This is a genomic window from Chitinophaga sp. YIM B06452 (assembly GCF_039655965.1).
Classification (GTDB): Bacteria; Bacteroidota; Bacteroidia; order Chitinophagales; family Chitinophagaceae; genus Chitinophaga.
In genome coordinates, this window is the sequence record NZ_JAWLKY010000002.1 from 1387743 (window position 1) to 1403036 (window position 15294).

Sequence of the window (15294 nt, forward strand, 5' to 3'; positions counted from 1 at the left end):
GGCAAACGCCGGGGCCTTTTTCTTATTTCTATCTATCAACTTGTGCTAATTAGGCATTCACTTTACCTTTTACCTTAGCCACCACTTCTTCAGCGATGTTGTTCGGTGCAGGGTTGTAGTGAGAGAACTCCATGATGGAAGTAGCGCGGCCGGAAGACAGTGAACGCAGCTGCGTTACGTAACCGAACATTTCGCTCAGGGGCACTTTGGCTTTGATCACCTGTGCGCCATTGCGGCTTTCCATACCTTCCAGCATACCACGGCGGCGGTTCAGGTCACCTGTTACGTCGCCCATGTACTGGTCGGGGGTGGTTACTTCCACTTTCATGATGGGTTCCAGCAGAACCGGTTTAGCTTTACGGCCGGCTTCACGGAAGGCGGATTTGGCGCAAAGCTCGAAGGACATTGCGTCGGAGTCCACCGCGTGGAAAGAACCGTCGAACAGGCGTACTTTCAGGCTCGTGAGCGGGAAGTTGGCGAGAACACCATTGTTCATGGATTGTTCGAAGCCTTTCTGTACCGCGGGGATGAACTCTTTCGGGATAGCACCACCGAAGATGTCGTTCACGAACTGGAAGGAAGATTTGCCTTCGTTCTCTTTCAGCCATTCTTCATCAGCGGGGCCGATCTCGATCTGGATGTCCGCGAATTTACCACGGCCACCGGTTTGTTTCTTGAATACTTCGCGGTGTTCAACGTTCTTGGTAAGCGCTTCTTTGTAAGCAACCTGGGGAGCGCCCTGGTTTACTTCCACTTTGAATTCGCGGCGCATACGGTCTACGATGATCTCCAGGTGAAGTTCACCCATACCGCTCAGTACGGTCTGGCCGGTTTCTTCGTCGGTTTTCGCTTTCAGGGTAGGATCTTCTTCTACCAGTTTGGCGATAGCCATACCCATTTTATCAACGTCCGCCTGAGTTTTAGGCTCGATGGCGATGTGGATCACGGGCTCAGGGAACGACATGGATTCCAGGACGATCGGGTGATCTTCGTGGCACAGCGTATCGCCTGTTTTGATATCTTTAAAACCAACAGCAGCACCGATGTCGCCTGCTTCGATGAAGTCGATCGGGTTTTGCTTGTTAGCGTGCATCTGCATGATACGGCTGATACGCTCGTTTTTGCCGGTGCGGGTGTTCAGCACATAAGAACCACCATCCAGGCGGCCGGAATAAACCCGGAAGAACGCGAGACGGCCTACGAAGGGGTCTGTAGCGATCTTGAACGCCAGGGCTGCAAAAGGTTCTTTTGCATTGGGGTGACGCTCGATCTCTTCACCGGTGTCAGGGTTAGTGCCTTTTACAGCCTCAACGTCCATCGGGGAAGGCAGGTAGCGGCAAACGCCGTCCAGCATTTTCTGAACGCCTTTATTTTTGAAGGAAGAACCGCACATCATCGGGATGATCGCCATGTCGATAGTGGCTTTGCGGATCGCTTCGTGGATCTCGTCTTCAGAAATTGAATTGGGATCCTCGAAGAACTTCTCCATCAGTTTGTCGTCGTATTCAGCAACCGCTTCCACGAGTTTCGCGCGCCATTCTTCGGCTTCAGCCTTCATGTCCGCAGGGATCTCGATCTCCTGGTAGGTAGCGCCTTTACCTTCTTCGTCCCAGATGATACCTTTCATGGTGATCAGGTCTACCACGCCTTTAAAGCTGTCTTCAGCGCCGATGGGCAGCATCAGGGGAACGGGGTTGGCACCGAGCATTTCCTTCACCTGTTTTACCACGTTCAGGAAATCTGCACCGGAGCGGTCCATTTTGTTTACGAAACCAACGCGGGGAACGCGGTATTTGTTAGCCTGGCGCCATACGGTCTCAGACTGGGGCTCAACACCTGATACAGCGCAGAACAGCGCAACCAGGCCGTCGAGCACGCGCAGGGAGCGCTCTACTTCCACGGTAAAGTCCACGTGGCCCGGGGTATCGATGATGTTGAATTTATATTGTTTGGTATCCGGCGTATTTTTTCCCTGGTTGGTCGGGAAGTTCCAGAAACAGGTGGTAGCAGCAGATGTAATGGTAATACCTCTCTCCTGCTCCTGGGCCATCCAGTCCATGGTAGCTGCCCCTTCGTGAACCTCACCGATTTTGTGGGTCTTCCCTGTATAATACAGGATACGCTCTGTGGTCGTGGTCTTACCGGCATCGATGTGCGCCGCAATACCAAAGTTTCTTTGAAATCTTAAGTCTGCCATAAAAGTAAAATGACTATAAGTAATGCAATTTGGGGGGCAAAGGTAATCATTATTTATCAATAAATAAAGATGATCTCTTTGCATAATTGTTAAATCCCTTCGCCCGCCGCGTTTGTTTCCCGGCGCCGCCATCTATCCGGCGAAAACGGGAAAGTCCGTAAAGGTAATCCTTTCTTTTCCCCGCCGGGCTGTGCCGGGAAGAGTGGTATTATGGCAATCGCATATAATTAATTATGAAGCAGTTAGACCCTTATATAAGGTATGATAGTTAAACTCTCATATATACCGGGATGGCTGATCTCAGCGAATAATTATCATCCATATTCAACCATTGGTCATTCCAAATCCGCCGAAAATGAAATGGCCCATACCCGGAAGTGGGTAGTTGTTACATTTGTACCGTCAAAAAAGCCTGAATGAACCCATTGTTAATTCTGATGTTATTAACCTTAAATCGCTTAATCGGATCGTCGAGCCCTGTACGCCCCAGATCGTTCGGGAAGCTTGTACCTATAAGAACCAGAAAGCAGTAACCAAATAAGGATCAGAACCTACTGGAGCTAGTGTTGCATCGCGGAAATTCCGCGTATCGGCTTTTTATTGTCAGCATTTTCCAAAACCATCACATAACCACACATGTATGAAACATTGTTCTACAAAACTCCTCCTCATGGCCGTCTTCCTGGCCCTGGCATGGATGCCTGCACGCTCCCAGCTCGTGCTCGTCAGGGAAGTAGTGGCCAGCAGCGGCGGCGGCGGCACCGCCGGCAGCCTCCAGCTGGACTATACCATCGGTGAACCCGCCGTGCTCACACTGACAAGCGGCAACATGATCCTCTCACAGGGCTTTCACCAGCCCGAGGTCATCCCCAAACCGCCTTTGGGCGCCAGTCCGGTCATAGATCTTATGCTATTCCCCAACCCGGCGCTCACCACCGTCAAGATCTCATTTGACCTGCTTACCGATGCCACCGTCGTGTTCATGCTCATGAATACCGCCGGACAGGTGATCTACCAGGATGTCAAGACCTACGGGGCCGGGAAGATACTCATTCCCACACCCGTCGATAAGCTCGCTTCCGGGATTTACACCGTCATCTTCAAGGTAAACGGCCATGTGTTCACCGAAAAACTCATTGTTCAGTAGCCTAAAACAGATCGACCATGAAGCATTTGATCATGTTACCCCTGCTGGTGGCCCTGCTGGCGGTACATCCGTTGAGGGCCCAGAAATCCCAGCAGCAGCCTCTCAATATCGGCGCTTCCTTCCTCCTGGTGAACCCCGATGCCCGCACCAGCGGCATGGGAGACGCCGTGACAGGCGTGGAGCCCGACGCCAACAGCATGTTCGGCAATGCCGCCAAGCTGCCTTTTGCCGGCCAATGGGGCGTCAGCGCATCCTACGCCCCCTGGATGTTTGACCTCAACGACCACAAAACGCACATGGCCTACGTCTCTGCCTTCAAAACCTTTGATGAGCAGCAGAGCGTCGGCGTGTCCGTGAAATATTTCAATTATGGCGACGTCACCTTCCGCGACGAGAACGGCATGGAGCTGCAGCAATACCGCCCCAAGGAATACGCCATCGACGCCACTTATGCCCGTAAGCTCGGCCAAAAATTCAGCCTGGCCGTGGCACTGCGTTATATCCGCAGCGAGATGGGGTCCGGCACTTTCAACGGCCAGCAATTGCAGCCCGCCAATGCCGTGGCCGGCGACGTAGGCCTGTATTACCAGGGTTATGCCAACCACATCGAAGGCGGTAACCGCTATTGCTGGGGTGTGAGCTTTACCAACCTTGGTTCCAGGCTCAAATATACCGACGACAATACCAAAAAGACCTTCCTGCCCATGAACCTGCGCATCGGCGGCGGCTATTCCTTCGTCCATACCGAAGACCACACCTTCACCCTGGCAGCGGACGTTAACAAGCTCCTGGTGCCCACCCCGCCGGTCTACAAGCTGGACATCAACGGCCAGCCTACCAGCGAGATCGAAAGCGGCAAAGATCCCAACCGGGGCGTGGCGGAAGCCATCTTTTCCTCTTTCGGCGATGCGCCGGACGGGTTCAGGGAAGAGCTGCGGGAGTTTTCCATTGCCGGTGGCATCGAATACAACTACCAGCATACCTTCTTTGTGCGCACCGGGTATTTCTATGAGCATCCGCACAAAGGCAACCGCCAGCATTTTACAGCAGGTATCGGCGTCAATATCCAGGGATTCCAGGTGGATATGGCTTATCTCATGCCCACCGGCAACAGCCAGACCAGGAGGAGGAGCTTCAACTTCACCCTCATGTATTCACCTTTCATCAAAAACAAATAATCCTAAAACCTCACAAACACTGAAATATGAAAGCATTATTCCTGTTCATCCTCTGCTTTGCGATGGCCGGCATTTATTCCGCCAGCGCACAGCAGAAAACGAGGGACATATTGTTCCCCAACTACGCCAGCGACCAGGCCAAACTTAAAGCAGCTTCCCCCACGGTAAAGCCGGTGGAAGCTACCCTTTCCAGCAGGGAAGCCATATTGAGCCGCATTTTCACTAACTACCAGAAACCTACGGCCAGCCCTGCTCCGCGTTCAGTGCAAAAAACAGCGGCGGCAAACCTGTCGTCCGCCAAATCCGAAGCTGACGCAAACAAGGAGGTAGAAGCCGACCGTGCAGCTCATAAAAAAATCACCCCTAAACCAGACCAAGGGCCGGACAATAGCCCCAAACCCAAAAACTGAGCACTATGAAAAAAATATTATTCCTTGCTATAACAATGCTGCTGCTGATAACGCAGGAGAGTTTTTCACAGAACGGGATGTCCGGTTTTAACTACCAGGCCGTAGCCCGCAACAACAACGGCACCGTGCTGGCCAACCAGGCGCTGACCGTACGGTTCACCATCCGTGGCGGCTCAGCCGCAGGCCCGGTGCAATACCAGGAAACACATAATGTAAACACCAATACCCTCGGCCTTTTCAACTTACAGGTAGGCCGCGGTACGCCCGTGAGTGGCACGTTTGCGGCCGTACCCTGGGCAAACGCAAACCAGTTCCTGCAGGTGGAAGTAAACCCCGGCAGCGGTTTCGTGGCGCTGGGCGCCAGCCAGCTGATGAGCGTGCCCTTTGCACAATTTTCCGCTAACGGCGTGGCTGGCCCTGCCGGTCCGGCTGGTCCTGCAGGCCCGGTTGGCCCCGTTGGTCCCGCCGGCGTAGCTGGTCCCGTTGGTCCTGCCGGCCCCGCCGGCGCTGTAGGTCCGGTTGGCCCGGCTGGTGCAGTGGGTCCCGTTGGCCCCGCTGGCCCGGTGGGTGCTGCAGGTCCGGTAGGTCCTGTTGGTCCTGCTGGCGCTGAAGGACCGGTTGGCCCGCAAGGCGATATGGGGCTTCCTGGTCCGATTGGCCCTGCTGGTCCCGCTGGTGCAGTAGGTCCTGTTGGCCCCGCTGGTCCTGCCGGTGTTGCCGGCCCGGCTGGTCCTGTTGGACCCGTTGGCCCGGTTGGTCCCGCTGGTGTTGCCGGCCCTGTTGGCCCTGCGGGTCCCGTTGGTCCGGTTGGCCCTGCTGGCCCTGCTGGCCCGCAAGGTCCTGCTGGCGCCCTCGCTGGTCCCGCCGGTGGTGATCTTGGCGGCACTTATCCTAATCCCTTAGTGGTGGGCATACAAGGCAAAGGCATTTCAAATGCAGCGCCTGTTTTGGACCAGGTACTGAAGTTCAACGGCGTTAGCTGGGCGCCTGCAACCATTCCCGGCGGCGGCGGCTTTACGCTCCCTTATGTAGTGGTTGAGAACAATGCCGGCACCCTGTTCTCCATCACAAATGATGGCGACGGTACTTCCGTGGAAGGCGTGAACAACACTGCAACGTCTAACGTTGCTGCGGTAAGGGGCATTATCAGCAGTGCGGCACCCGGCGGTTTTTCTGCCGGCGTAAGAGGGATCAACAATGGCACCGGCGGTCTTGGTGTGGGCGTATATGGTTCCCAGAATGGCTCAGGCTGGGGCGTGTACGGCGTTACTCCCAATGGCCTTGGCGTTTACGGTAATGCGTCCGCAAACGGTTACGGTGTATATGCGAACAGTAACACCGGCACCGGGCTTAACGCGACCAGTAACAACGGTATCCCTGCCAACTTTTCTATTTACAACAATGCAAATAACAACAATGTGGTGGTTGCCAATAGTGTCGGCAATGGTACTGTCGTAAACGTTACCACCTCCGGCAACGGCGCAGGTGTACGCAGTTCTACTGCCGCCGGTTTCGGCGTGCATGGCATTACCAGCTCCCAAACTTCCGCAGGGGTTGTAGGCGATAACAACGGGGGTGGCGAGGCTGTGGTAGGCCGCACCACCAGCGATATCGCAGGCGCGGTAGTAGGCCGTAATGACGGCGGCGGTTATGGCGTACGCGGTTTCATCGCCACCAATACCTCCGGCACCGCCATTGGCGTACTCGGGCAGGTGGGGCTGAACAACAGCACCGGCCGCGCAGGCAGGTTCGAGAACTTTAACGCGACCAATACCACGGGCAATACGCTGGAGGTGGAAACCAATGGCAACGGCAATATTCCCGACAACACACAGGGCAACGCCGCATCTTTCCTGGTGAATAATACCAACAGCGTGGCCGCAGCGGTACGCGGCGAAGTGAAGACCATCTTCGGTAACTTCGGCGCAGCCGGCATCTTCGGCATATCCTCCGGTACCGGTGGCTTTGCAGGTTTGTTCCATTCCTCCAATACCAGTGGCAACGGTCCCGCCGTTGTAGCGATCCAGGACGGTAACGGCAATGCCATCACCGCCAACGCCAGCAAAGACGGCAATGCGGTAGAAGCCAACATCGACGGTGGGGGCAATGCCCTGTATGCCTGGGTACCGACTTTTGCCACGGGCAGGGCAGGCCGCTTCGAAATTTTCAATGAAAACAATACCAGCGACGTAATCAGCGCAAAGACCATAGGTAACGGCATTGCAGGCAATTTCAAGGTAGACAAGGTGACCGGCACTTCTCCGGCAGTACGCGGGGAAGTAAACTCCCAGTTCGCCAACTTCGGCACTGCCGGCATTTACGGCATTTCCTCCGGTACCGGTGGCTATGCGGGCCTCTTTCATGCCAGCAACCCGGCTGGTAACGGTCCTGCGCTGATCGCCATTGCAGACGGCAACGGCAACGGTATTACCGCCAACGCCAGTAACACCGGCGATGGTGTGGAAGCCACGGCAGACGGCACCGGCGCCGCCGTCTACGGCTGGATACCCAACTTCGGCCAGGGAAGGGCCGGCCGTTTCGCAAACTTTAATACAAGTAACACCAACCCCGTGCTCACCGTAGAACAGCACAGCAACGGCTCCATCGCCCTGTTCAAATCCGGCAACCCCGGTACCGTGAACGTAGCGCGTATCAACTCCGCCGGCAGGGGCTTCTTTAATGGCGGTACCCAGAACAGCGGTGCGGACATTGCCGAAGCGTTCGATGTAACCGGCGAAATTTCCGGATACGAACCCGGTGATGTGATGGTGATCTCCACCGACACAGACCGTACCATGGAAAAATCATCCACCCCCTATTCCACCCTGGTAGCCGGCGTATACGCCACCAAACCGGGCGTGCTGCTCACCGAGCAGGAAGGCGTGGAAGATATCACAGACCAGATCCCTATGGGCGTGGTAGGCGTAATACCCACCAAGGTTTGCGATGAAGGCGGCCCCATCAAACGTGGCGACCTGCTGGTGACTTCCAGCAAAAAAGGCTACGCCATGAAGGCCGATCCTGAGAAGATCAAACCCGGCCAGGTGATCGGGAAAGCTTTACAGGAGCTGCCTTCAGGCTCCGGGAAGATCAAAGTTTTAGTGAATGTTAAATAAAAAGAGAACCGGTTGAACCCGGCAAAATAACCAGTACCCGGCTTTTGAGAGCAAGGTAATGTCTGGTTTTGTGAGGGGGCTGTTCCATCTGGAACGGCCCTTTCTTATTGGGCCTGGAGGAAGAAATATGGTTTGCTGATCTGCAGCAGGAAAACAGCGCTGGCGCAAGTCTGAGGCGAGGGTGGTGGGTGTGTGCGCTCACTTGTGCCTGTGTGAGCTTTCTGAAGGCTCTATATTAGATTAAAAATTACCCCGAACAATAATCTTGTACGAAGAACATCCCTGGCCAGGTCCTCGCTATAGCACAAGTCAGCCTGAGATCGGTTTTCATTTCAGCGGGTAATAGGCCTCCGGAATACACAAAAAAGCGAACATCCTCCATTGCAGAGGATGTTCGCTGAGTTATATGCATACCGCCGGAGGCGGGAATGTACTAAACTTTGAAGTGGGAGAAAGCTTTGTTAGCTTCAGCCATACGGTGGGTGTCTTCTTTCTTTTTGAAAGCGGCGCCTTCACCTTTGCTGGCAGCAACGATCTCGTTCGCCAGTTTCTCGGCCATGCTCTTACCGTTTCTTTCACCGGCGTAGCGCACCAGCCATTTGATGCTGAGGGATACTTTACGGTCTGCGCGTACTTCAGCGGGGATCTGGAAGGTAGCGCCACCGATACGGCGGCTGCGCACTTCTACGGCAGGCGTAACGTTGGATAATGCTTTTTTCCAGATTTCGTAGCCATTTTCGTTAGTCATCTGGCTAACGCGGTCTACCGCATCATAGAAAATTCTGTAGGCAATGCTTTTTTTCCCTTGTTCCATGATGTTATTCACGAAGCGGGTTACCAGTTTGTCCTGGAATCTTGGATCCGGAGCCAGGGGTAATTTTTTCGCAGCTTGCTTTCTCATTTATTAGAAAAATTGTAACTATTTATAATTGATTATTTCTTAGCCTTTTCCTTTTTGGTACCATACTTGGAACGGCTCTGTTTCCTGTCTTTCACACCGGCAGTATCCAGGGAACCACGCACGATGTGGTAACGAACACCCGGAAGGTCTTTCACCCTGCCGCCGCGGATCAGTACGATGGAGTGTTCCTGCAGGTTGTGGCCTTCACCCGGGATGTAAGCGATCACCTCTACTTTGTTGGTCAGGCGCACTTTCGCTACCTTACGCAAAGCGGAGTTCGGTTTCTTAGGGGTGGTAGTGTACACACGGGTACATACGCCACGACGCTGAGGACAAGCATCCAACGCTCTGGATTTGGACTTGGCCCGGATAATTTCTCTTCCTTTTCTTACTAATTGTTGTATTGTAGGCATTCTTACCTATTTTATATTTTTCTGCTTGTTTACAATCACAATCCAAATAGCCCATTATGAGAATTTGGGAGGGCAAAGGTATCACTTTCTAATTATAAACCAAAATTGTGGAAGGGAAAATTCGAAAAAAGCAGGATTACCCGGCATTTTCCAATAATAAAGCCCCCGCGATCTGCTCCCACTCTGCTTCCAGCGCACCGCGGAACACCGCTTTGCCCGCCCGTGCATACCAATAGGCCGCATTGCCGGCGTCGCCCTCCTTGCGGTGAAGGTAGGCATGCACCCAGGAACCGGCCCGGGAATGGTCTTCCTGGGCGATATCATGGCTCCGGTCCCAATCCCCCTTACCATCCCACCAAAGCGCCAGCAGCGCCGGGGTAAGCCCGGCAGGCGGGGCCTGCTTGTCCAGGGAGGTCTTAAAAGCAGCGATCGTCATAAGGCCGCAAAGATACAAACAGAGATGCATCCGGGCAACAGGCAGTTGTATAAGACATACCTGTGTTTCCTCTTAAAGCTCAACACATATCAATTTTTCTAAATTGTTTTACTACGGTTCCCCTACGGTATCCCTACTAAAGCCTTACTAAAGCCCTACTATAGGTATACTGTTAGAACGCTTTTACTCCCTGGTTCAGGAGGAGAAGACGCAGATAAGATGCAGGTTAGATGTAGCCTGGACGTATATTAGACGGGAGATTTACCCGGACCCGGATTAACGACAATCTGAAGAAAAGTAAAAAGGGCCCCAAAAAGGGCCCTTTACGACAAATAATATTAACAGGATCAAATATGATAATTCCAGCCCCTGCTGTCTTCCGCTTTGCCGGTACGGATCGCATCCAGGCGGTTGATCACCTCGGCGCCGATATCGTATTTGGTGGTATCCATGCTGATCTTGTGCTCTTTATAATCCAGCTGCTCCACGTAAGCCACGCTGGCGGCAGTGCCGGTTCCGAATACCTCGCGCAGCGTTCCGTCCTGGTATGCGGCCACCACTTCTTCAATGGAAACCGGCCTTTCCTCCACTTCCAGCCTCATATCCGCCAGCACGTCCATCACGCTGGCGCGGGTAACGCCGGCCAGGATGGTACCGTTCGTAAGGTCGGGCGTGAGGGCGCGGTTGCCGATGATCACGAACACATTCATGGTGCCGCATTCCTGCAGCCATTTGTGTTCCTGCCCGTCTACCCAGAGTATCTGGTCGTAGCCGTCTTTCCGGGCCTGCATGGTAGGGTACATCGCGCCGCCGTAGTTGCCGGCAGCCTTCGCGTAGCCTACGCCGCCGGGAAACGCGCGGATATATTTATCCTGCACCAGCAGGTGGATCGGTTTGTTGAAATACGGTCCTGAAGGACTGTTGATGATCGCGAATTTATAGGTATCAGAAGGACGGACGCCAATGAACTCATCCGCCGCGATCATAAAAGGACGCAGGTACAGGGAACAACCTTCGTTAGACGGCACCCAGCTGCGGTCCAGGTCTATCAGCATGGCCATCCCGCCAATGAAAAGCCATTCCGGCACATCGGGCATCCCCATCCTTTCCGCGCTTTTGTTGAAGCGGGCATAGTTGTCGTATGGGCGGAAGATCATCGGGTTGCCTTCCTGGTCATTGTACGCTTTGATGCCTTCGAAGATCGCCTGCCCGTAATGCCAGGCGGCGTTGGAAGGGCTTACGTTCAGGTTCTGGAAAGGCAGGATCTCTGCGTTCTTCCATTCCTTACCGTCAAAATCAGCCACCAGCATATGGTCGGCATACTTCTTACCAAAAACCAGATTGTTAAAATCCACTTCAGCCAGGCGGCTCTTCGTTGTTTTGGTGACTTTAATTCTCCTTTTCGCCTCTTCCATTACTGTAGATTTAGCGGTGGGATACTCAACTGCCATCATGGTTTATCAGTTTAATCTCAATATTTTTACAGATCTTAAGCAGGTACCGTTCCACCGAACGATCCGCAAATAAACGTTATTTCCCTGAGAAGGGATCGTCACATTAAACCTTAACAGAATATTTATGAGCCTTGAGCAATTGCAGCTGGACCCTTATCTTTTGGCGCAAATGTACGACCAGCCTATCATCCCGGAGGCGCGCAAGGCGGCTCCCGCAGTGGAGAAAGCGATGCCCAAAGTGAAATATTTAGGCGAAAATCAAAAAAACATACTGCTGCTGATACAAAATGAAAGCGAAGCATATTTAAATGAGGAATTATTCAATCTCCTCACCAATATTTTGAATGCATGCAAACTCGGGATGCAGGATGTTGCATTGGTGAACGCGGCAACTTACCCGGGATTGACCCTCGCTGATTATAAAAACGCCATCCCCATCCGCCAATGCATCATTTTCGCGGTACCGCCCGTCAATATTGGGCTTCCACCGATGCAAACCTTCCAGCTGGAGACGCATGAACAGTTGCCCTGCCTTTATTCGGAAGGCTTGCAACTGATTGCAACAGACAAGAACCTGAAAGGCAGGCTTTGGATGGGATTAAAACAATTATTCGGCATTTAATTTTCAAACGCGTTTATCTTCGCTCCCGCAACAAACAAACCATGACCTTCGTATTCGCCACCAACAACAATAACAAAATAAAGGAGATCCGCTCCATGCTGGGCGATGCCTTCTCCATCATCACCCTCCAGGAAACAGGGATCGATATAGACATCCCCGAACCGCACGACACGCTGGAAGAAAATGCACGGGAAAAATCCACCGTTATATTCAACATGACCGGTAAAAATTCTTTTTCGGAAGACACCGGTCTTGAGATCGACGCGCTCAACGGGGAACCCGGCGTGCTCTCCGCCCGTTATGCCGGCGAACAAAAAAGCGCGTCGGACAATATCGATAAAGTGCTGCGGCTGATGAAAGGGAAAGAAGCGCGGAGCGCCCGTTTCCGCACGGTCATTTCACTGATCGCCGACGGGCAGGAGCACCAGTTTGAAGGCGTAGCGGAAGGCGTGATACTTCATGAACGCAAAGGCGGCGAAGGTTTCGGCTACGATCCTATTTTCCAGCCGCTGGGCTCGGAAAAGAGTTTCGCGGAAATGGAACTTTCAGAAAAGAATCAATACAGTCACCGGGCGAAAGCATTCAAAAAGCTGATCGCTTTTTTACAACAACAGCATGGCAAGAGTTAAGATCGATATGCCGGCCACATTCCGCTTCAGCGCCAGCATCCCGGTGAGGATCACGGATGTGAACTACGGCGGGCACCTGGGCAACGACGCGATCGTGTCTATCCTGCACGAGTCCAGGATGCAGTTCCTGCAATCCCTCGGCTGCACCGAGCTGGAATTTTTCGGCGCCGCGCTCATCATGAGCGACCTGGCAATCGTCTACAAAGGGGAAAGCTTTTATGGCGATACGCTCACCGTGGAAGTAACGGCAGACGAACTGGGCAGCGCAGGCTTCGACGTGCTCTACCGCCTCAGCACCACCCGCGAAGGCAAGCCCCTGGCCATTGCCGAAGCCAAAACCGGCATGATATGCTTCGATTACAAAACCCGCAAAGTAGCGCGGCTGCCCGAAGCTTTTAAACAACAATTCAGCAATACAACAGCATGAACGATATCACACAGATCATTACCCACCGCCGCACGGTAAAACCAACCAGTATGAACGGCAAAAAGGTGGACGACACAACGGTACAGGAATTATTGCAGCTGGCAGACTGGGCGCCTACCCACGGCCTCACCGAGCCATGGTATTTCGTCGTATTCGGCGGGGAAAAAGTGCAGGAGTTTTGCACAGCCCATGCGGAGTTATATAAAACCTTCACGCCACAGGCGCAATACATCCCCGGGAATTACGAGAAGCTGAAAACACAGGGCGACCTTGCCAGCCACGTGATCGCCATTTGCATGAAACGCGGCAGCAACCCGAAAATACCGGAGATAGAAGAGATCGCGGCAGTGGCCTGCGCGGTGGAGAACATCTGGCTGGCAGCTACCGCAAGGCAGCTGGCGGCCTACTGGGGCTCCGGCGGCATGACCTACCACCCCGCCATGCAGGATTACCTTGGCCTCCGCGATGAAGATAAAGTGCTAGGCTTCCTGTATCTCGGTTATACAGACGAGGCTCCACGCACCGGCAGGCGCGTGAAGCCTCTTGAAGAAAAAGTGAAGTGGATGTAATATTTTATTGCAACTGGTACGTTCTGGCCAGCTCATGGAAAGAACGTACCTGTTGTTCTTCCCACTGTTTGTCTTTCCCGGTTTCTTCCGCCATGATGGCCGCTACCCGCGGCGCTACGCGCAATGCCTCTTCAGCGTCCAGGAACAGTGCGCGGGTTCTCCTTGCCAGCACGTCTTCCACCGTATGCGCCATTTCGGTGCGCACCGCCCACAGCACCTGCGCTTTCACGATGCCCAGGGAATTGCTCAGTACTTCTTTTGCGCCGGGCAGGTTTTTCACTTCTGCCGCATCGGAACCATAGTAATATAAAGGATCGTTTTCGTCCAGCTTCTCTGCGGAGCCATGCACAGGCAGGTTGCGGGTCACGGATTGCGTGGGCTTCCACTGCTTTACTTTCTCCAGCCTGTCCACCACATCTTCACCCATTTTGCGGTAGGTAGTCCATTTGCCGCCCAGGATGGTGACCAGCCCGGTGGCCGATACCATTATTTTGTGATTACGGGATATTTCTTTCGTTTTCTCGCTCTTCTCTGGCTTGGCGAGCGGTCGGAGGCCCGCCCAAACGCTTTTCACGTCTGCGCGTGTGGGTGTTTTTTCGAGGTACTGGCCGGCAGTTTCGAGGATGAATTTGATCTCTTTTTCCATGGCCACCGGGTCGAGGCTGATCTCGTTTACCGGGTTGTCTGTAGTGCCTACCACGATCTTGTTGTGCCAGGGCACGGCGAATAATACGCGGCCATCGCTGGTTTTGGGGATCATGAGGGCGTTCTCGCCGGGCAGGAAGCTGCGGTCCAGCACCAGGTGCACGCCCTGGCTGGCCACTATCTTACGTTTGATAGTGGGATCGTCCATTTCCAGGATATCATCCACGAACACGCCGGTGGCGTTAATGATGCCTTTGGTGTGGATCACGTAGCTGCGGCCGGTCTCCACGTCTTCTACGGTTATGAGGCCCAACTGGCCGCCGCCGTTCTTTTTCAGGCCGGTCACTTTCATATAATTCAGGGCAATGCCGCCTTTATCGTAGATGGTCTGCATGAGGTTCACCGCCAGGCGCGCATCGTCAAACTGCCCGTCGTGGTAAAGGATGCCGGCGGAGAGATGATCTTCCTTAAGACCGGGCAGCTTTTCAATGGTCTTTTTGCGGGAGAGGTGAACGGAACTGCCGAGGCTGAGGCGCCCCGCCATCCAGTCGTACACTTTCAGGCCCACGGTATAAAAAATGCCTTCCCACCAGCTGTAGGCGGGTATTACAAAGGAGAGATTTTTGGCAAGGTGCCTGGCGTTTTTCAGCAACAGCCCGCGTTCTATACTGGCTTCCCTTACCAGGGCCACATCGCCCTGCGCCAGGTAACGGACGCCGCCGTGAAGGAGCTTGGTAGCTTTGCTGGACGTGGATTTCGCGAAATCAGATTGCTCGAGCAGCAGTGTTTTATATCCCCGGGTAGTAGCTTCCAATGCTGCGCCCAAACCAGTGGCGCCCCCTCCTATCACGACTACATCCCACTCCCCGTTATTCCCGATCTTTTTCAGTTGTTCTGTACGGTTCATTTTCTCTATATGTTCAAGGCATTATTATACAATATACATCGCATTCCGATACTGGCAAATTTAATCGATTTGCGGCAGGTTTCGGGAAGAAATTTCTGTTACAGCACATATTCGTTGGTGTTTTAAGGCTCTTAACGATAACATCTAACGCGGATATTTGGTTGGAAGTTATGACATTACGATGGAATTTGAAAGCATTTTAAATAGTTTTTGTAAAAAATCGAAAGTAGAATGAAATAAAAC

Annotated in this window: 14 protein-coding genes; 8 read left to right on the forward strand and 6 right to left on the reverse strand. The window is 53.4% G+C overall.

The genetic code is table 11. The annotated features are described in order from the left end of the window. Positions 1-49: 49 nt before the first annotated feature. Complete coding sequence (gene fusA / locus R3I13_RS15540) at positions 50-2197, reverse strand: elongation factor G (protein ID WP_346318868.1); 2148 nt, start codon at positions 2195-2197, stop codon at positions 50-52. A 640-nt stretch (positions 2198-2837) separates the two neighbouring features. On the opposite strand from fusA, the gene R3I13_RS15545 reads away from it, so the two are divergent. From R3I13_RS15545 to R3I13_RS15560, 4 genes are read left to right on the forward strand one after another with little or no spacing between them, the layout of a single operon-like run. Further along, the gene (locus R3I13_RS15545) at positions 2838-3344 is read left to right on the forward strand and encodes a T9SS type A sorting domain-containing protein (RefSeq protein WP_346318869.1); all 507 of its coding nucleotides are present in this window, start codon (positions 2838-2840) and stop codon (positions 3342-3344) included. 17 nt (positions 3345-3361) lie between these two features. Next, entirely contained in the window at positions 3362-4522 is a 1161-nt protein-coding gene (porV, locus tag R3I13_RS15550; protein ID WP_346318870.1) for a type IX secretion system outer membrane channel protein PorV, read from the forward strand. A gap of 26 nt (positions 4523-4548) precedes the next feature. After that, positions 4549-4932 (forward strand): hypothetical protein, encoded by a 384-nt coding sequence (locus R3I13_RS15555; protein ID WP_346318871.1) that lies wholly within the window; start codon positions 4549-4551, stop codon positions 4930-4932. 5 nt (positions 4933-4937) lie between these two features. Next, on the forward strand, positions 4938-8048 hold the full coding sequence (locus tag R3I13_RS15560) for a hypothetical protein (RefSeq protein ID WP_346318872.1): 3111 nt from the start codon (positions 4938-4940) through the stop codon (positions 8046-8048). 433 nt (positions 8049-8481) lie between these two features. Here R3I13_RS15560 and rpsG read toward each other — a convergent pair whose 3' ends face one another. The 4 genes from rpsG to R3I13_RS15580 form a co-directional block, all read right to left on the reverse strand. Then, complete coding sequence (rpsG, locus tag R3I13_RS15565; protein WP_346318873.1) at positions 8482-8949, reverse strand: 30S ribosomal protein S7; 468 nt, start codon at positions 8947-8949, stop codon at positions 8482-8484. Between the two features lie 32 nt (positions 8950-8981). Next, positions 8982-9362: a 30S ribosomal protein S12 gene (rpsL, locus tag R3I13_RS15570; RefSeq protein ID WP_026751391.1), complete on the reverse strand. Its 381-nt coding sequence runs from the start codon at positions 9360-9362 to the stop codon at positions 8982-8984. Between the two features lie 136 nt (positions 9363-9498). Beyond that, on the reverse strand, positions 9499-9798 hold the full coding sequence (locus R3I13_RS15575; protein ID WP_346318874.1) for a hypothetical protein: 300 nt from the start codon (positions 9796-9798) through the stop codon (positions 9499-9501). Positions 9799-10145: 347 nt separating this feature from the next. Beyond that, on the reverse strand, positions 10146-11252 hold the full coding sequence (locus R3I13_RS15580) for a branched-chain amino acid aminotransferase (protein WP_346318875.1): 1107 nt from the start codon (positions 11250-11252) through the stop codon (positions 10146-10148). A gap of 124 nt (positions 11253-11376) precedes the next feature. On the opposite strand from R3I13_RS15580, the gene R3I13_RS15585 reads away from it, so the two are divergent. The 4 genes from R3I13_RS15585 to R3I13_RS15600 are packed head-to-tail and all read left to right on the forward strand — an operon-like array spanning position 11377 to position 13499. Further along, positions 11377-11874, forward strand: a complete 498-nt coding sequence (locus R3I13_RS15585) for a hypothetical protein (RefSeq protein ID WP_346318876.1) — start codon at positions 11377-11379, stop codon at positions 11872-11874. A 41-nt stretch (positions 11875-11915) separates the two neighbouring features. Further along, positions 11916-12503, forward strand: a complete 588-nt coding sequence (gene rdgB / locus R3I13_RS15590; RefSeq protein WP_346318877.1) for an RdgB/HAM1 family non-canonical purine NTP pyrophosphatase — start codon at positions 11916-11918, stop codon at positions 12501-12503. After that, positions 12490-12930 (forward strand): thioesterase family protein, encoded by a 441-nt coding sequence (locus tag R3I13_RS15595; RefSeq protein WP_346318878.1) that lies wholly within the window; start codon positions 12490-12492, stop codon positions 12928-12930. Before rdgB ends, R3I13_RS15595 begins: the two co-directional genes overlap by 14 nt. Further along, positions 12927-13499 carry a nitroreductase gene (locus R3I13_RS15600; protein WP_346318879.1) on the forward strand — a complete coding sequence of 191 codons (573 nt, stop codon included), beginning with the start codon at positions 12927-12929 and terminating at the stop codon, positions 13497-13499. Before R3I13_RS15595 ends, R3I13_RS15600 begins: the two co-directional genes overlap by 4 nt. A gap of 4 nt (positions 13500-13503) precedes the next feature. On the opposite strand, the gene R3I13_RS15605 is transcribed toward R3I13_RS15600, so the two are convergent. Beyond that, on the reverse strand, positions 13504-15051 hold the full coding sequence (locus R3I13_RS15605; RefSeq protein ID WP_346318880.1) for a glycerol-3-phosphate dehydrogenase/oxidase: 1548 nt from the start codon (positions 15049-15051) through the stop codon (positions 13504-13506). Positions 15052-15294: the final 243 nt, after the last annotated feature.

Bases quoted from the DNA above. Each gene is read 5' to 3' on its own strand.
- fusA (WP_346318868.1), bottom strand. From the start codon at position 2,197: ATGGCAGACTTAAGATTTCAAAGAAACTTTGGTATTGCGGCGCACATC.
- R3I13_RS15545 (WP_346318869.1), top strand. From the start codon at position 2,838: ATGAAACATTGTTCTACAAAACTCCTCCTCATGGCCGTCTTCCTGGCC.
- porV (WP_346318870.1), top strand. From the start codon at position 3,362: ATGAAGCATTTGATCATGTTACCCCTGCTGGTGGCCCTGCTGGCGGTA.
- R3I13_RS15555 (WP_346318871.1), top strand. From the start codon at position 4,549: ATGAAAGCATTATTCCTGTTCATCCTCTGCTTTGCGATGGCCGGCATT.
- R3I13_RS15560 (WP_346318872.1), top strand. From the start codon at position 4,938: ATGAAAAAAATATTATTCCTTGCTATAACAATGCTGCTGCTGATAACG.
- rpsG (WP_346318873.1), bottom strand. From the start codon at position 8,949: ATGAGAAAGCAAGCTGCGAAAAAATTACCCCTGGCTCCGGATCCAAGA.
- rpsL (WP_026751391.1), bottom strand. From the start codon at position 9,362: ATGCCTACAATACAACAATTAGTAAGAAAAGGAAGAGAAATTATCCGG.
- R3I13_RS15575 (WP_346318874.1), bottom strand. From the start codon at position 9,798: ATGACGATCGCTGCTTTTAAGACCTCCCTGGACAAGCAGGCCCCGCCT.
- R3I13_RS15580 (WP_346318875.1), bottom strand. From the start codon at position 11,252: ATGATGGCAGTTGAGTATCCCACCGCTAAATCTACAGTAATGGAAGAG.
- R3I13_RS15585 (WP_346318876.1), top strand. From the start codon at position 11,377: ATGAGCCTTGAGCAATTGCAGCTGGACCCTTATCTTTTGGCGCAAATG.
- rdgB (WP_346318877.1), top strand. From the start codon at position 11,916: ATGACCTTCGTATTCGCCACCAACAACAATAACAAAATAAAGGAGATC.
- R3I13_RS15595 (WP_346318878.1), top strand. From the start codon at position 12,490: ATGGCAAGAGTTAAGATCGATATGCCGGCCACATTCCGCTTCAGCGCC.
- R3I13_RS15600 (WP_346318879.1), top strand. From the start codon at position 12,927: ATGAACGATATCACACAGATCATTACCCACCGCCGCACGGTAAAACCA.
- R3I13_RS15605 (WP_346318880.1), bottom strand. From the start codon at position 15,051: ATGAACCGTACAGAACAACTGAAAAAGATCGGGAATAACGGGGAGTGG.